This is a genomic window from Desulfobacter sp. (assembly GCF_050177295.1).
On the sequence record NZ_JBFXHE010000505.1, the window covers coordinates 1 to 2,851 of the forward strand.

The following is a 2,851-nucleotide window of genomic DNA, read 5'->3' on the forward strand; positions in this document are numbered from 1 at the left end:
TGATGTGGATAAGATGGATTCCCCGGCATTGTGAAAGGTCATTTGCCCGGAAAAATTCTTTGACGTTCTCCAAGCTGAAATGGCTCTTTTTAATGCGGTTTCTGTGGGATGGGTGGATTGTCCCATCTTCAATATTATCGGCCAGTAAATCATCTGAATAGTTGCATTCAATCATAAAATGGGTAATACCCCTAAACGCAAAACGACTATAATATGTGTCCGTGATGTAAAGGATCTTCCCGGTGGCCGATTGAATTAAGAATCCATGGTTTTCGACATCGTGCTGCAGAGGAAAAGGCAGGATCGTAAACGGACCCACATTGAATTGTTCTTTTTCTTTAAAATTTTTTACCCGATGACCGGCAAAGCCTGGGATTTGTGTTTGGGTTGCGCTTGAAACCCAAACATCCACTCCGGCCTCTATCAAATTCACTGCTGATTTACAGTGGTCTTTGTGGGAGTGGGTCACTATGCATCCGGAAATTCCGGATAACTGAAAATCAAACGCCTGCCGGATCTCCCGGAAACTGATTCCGCATTCGATCATTAGGACGTTTCTACCGTCCGTGATGCGGTAACAGTTACCGGTTGATCCTGAGGCTATGGTTTTAATTTCAATCATAATAGGCGCTTAAAAATCCGGCTCACCCTGCCTCTGAGCCTCAGCCTCGGCAATCTCCTGCGCCCGAATTTCTGCCTTTTCTTCTTCCGTCATTTCGCCGCCGTTCGTTTTTTCCGGGGGATCTTCATGAGTTTTCGCCGGGGTTATGTCAATGGTTTCCTGATTAGCATTCTGATCAATTTCGGCCTGGATCTGCTCATCGTTCCCAAATCCTTTAAAATCTGCACGGTCTGAGTCCATGGCCTGTGACATTTCAATGGACATGGGGCCATACTTCGGGACCAGTTGCAGGATCATGGTTTTTTTGCCCATGCCTTCAAAGTCTGTTTCCCAGATTGGCTTAAACTTGGTCCTGCCACTAAGATATGAGGCATAACCTTTGGAGTATTTTTGGGCATGGTTCCGCATCTTTTCTGCGGTCCAGAAAATTGCCTTCTGAAATCCATTAATCAGTTCCATGTAACCGAAAAAGCCCACCACTTTCTCGCTGGACGGCACCCCGGCAATTTCAAGGGTGCCTTTGATCTTATCTGCCACAACGGTTTCACCCTCGTATACGGCACCCGTGTTAAGATGTTTGTACTGACCGGTACGGATGGCAAGTTGTATATAGCCCTTATATCCCATTTGGAATTGAGGGACTGGCGTTCCTCTCTCTTTGTACGGAATAACATAAGCAAAGCCTAAATTTCGGCTTATTGCCAGATCTAGGGCGGCGGCCTTAATAGCTTCTTTAACAACAAGGTTGGGGTCACATTCCTGCAAATCCTTATTGTCCCCGATCAAATCCAGCAGTGAGGTGGTAAAAGTCCCTGCCTTTTCTCCAATGCGCTGCTGAATCATGGCCTGCATACTGGCTCCGGTGATCGTTTTCCTGATTATTGGTAAATTGTTTGCCATGGTTGTTTTCTCCTGATTTTGAGCTGATTTATGATGCTTGTTTGACTTCAAGTTTTTCCATGGTTAAGGCCTCATGCTCCGATACATAAAGGCCGAGCACCTGGGCTGAGGTATCGGCCAGGACATTTACAGATTCGGCATTGTCGCAAAAAATAGGGGCTTGAAACTGGAAATAATCGGACAGGGTATTTATGATATCAATGCCGACATTAACCCTGGCAGCATTGTTCAGGCCACGATCAAACGGGACACCCTGGTAAAGGATTTCACAACACTCTTTCAGTCCGCCGTTGACCTGAGTTTCAAACAGCTTGAACCGGGCCAGGTTAAACCGTGAGTTGATTGACTCTTCAAGCATCTCAACTTTCCGCACAATAAATTGTTCAGAAAGAAAGAGTTCTTTTTCAAGGGCCTCATATTCTGCGGACAGATCCTTTTCCTGTTTCTCAAGATCCTTGATCCGATCCCGGGCTTTTTCGGCGGCGTTGTATTCAGCAGACTGCTTTTCCCAGCCACTTATCTTTGCACTGATTTCTGTTATTTTCCCACTTATGTCTCTTTCGCGGGTTGCAGAGCCATTCTGTAAAGCCCTGATCTCTGACTCAATGATTGATTTTTTCTGATCAAGATCAGATGTGTCTATCTCTACGGACTTAATGTCTGAAAGTTTTTTACGATATTTTTCAATCTCAATTTCAAGGTATTGCAATGTGCTGTTCAGATCCTGAATTTTCGCCTTGATCTCTGATATTTCTTTTTCACGTGCCTCTATGCCAGCTTTAAGCTGCTTCCCTTCCTGATTGATTTTTTCAAGGCGTTTAGCCTTAACCTTGTTAAAAGTTTCATTAGTGACTTCAATCTGATCAAAAGGAAGTTCCTGGCCGCATGTGGGACAGGTTGTATCCCCGGTTGGCTGTTTTGCAAATTCAATCCGGTAATCGTCTCTAACCTTTTCTATAGCTTCTTTGGCTGTTGCATTCCGTTTTTTGTCACGATCCAGGCTGTCTTTTAATGATTCAACATGGTTTGCATTTTCACGCTTTTCTTTTTCCAGTGCGTCAATAGCATCCAGAATTGGTTTTTTACCTTCTCGGTTGAGTTCATCAACACGGCTCCTTTCTTTTAGAATGGCGGCGTTAACTTCATTCAACTCAACCCGTTTAGAGGATATAATCTCGCTGTTTCGTTCCTGGGCAAGACAGTCCTGCAAATCTGATAATTTTTTATCGAAAAGTGTTTTATCATTCTGATCCGGGGCCTTGGCTTCTTTATCCATCTCCTGATTTTCGGCGATCCGGGCCGGTATTTCTTTCAACTTTTGGTTAATTT

The 2,851-nt window shown here is 44.4% G+C and carries 3 protein-coding genes; all 3 read right to left on the bottom strand.

Features of this window, described 5'->3' with window-relative positions:
- Positions 1–622 (bottom strand): MBL fold metallo-hydrolase (locus AB7U36_RS21775; RefSeq protein ID WP_428161697.1); only part of this gene is annotated, 622 nt, incomplete at its 3' end.
- 9 nt (positions 623–631) lie between these two features.
- Entirely contained in the window at positions 632–1,573 is a 942-nt protein-coding gene (locus AB7U36_RS21780) for a recombinase RecT (RefSeq protein ID WP_428161698.1), read from the bottom strand.
- Positions 1,551–2,851: hypothetical protein (locus AB7U36_RS21785; protein ID WP_428161699.1), on the bottom strand; the 1,301-nt coding region annotated here is incomplete at its 5' end. The genes AB7U36_RS21785 and AB7U36_RS21780, both read right to left, overlap by 23 nt.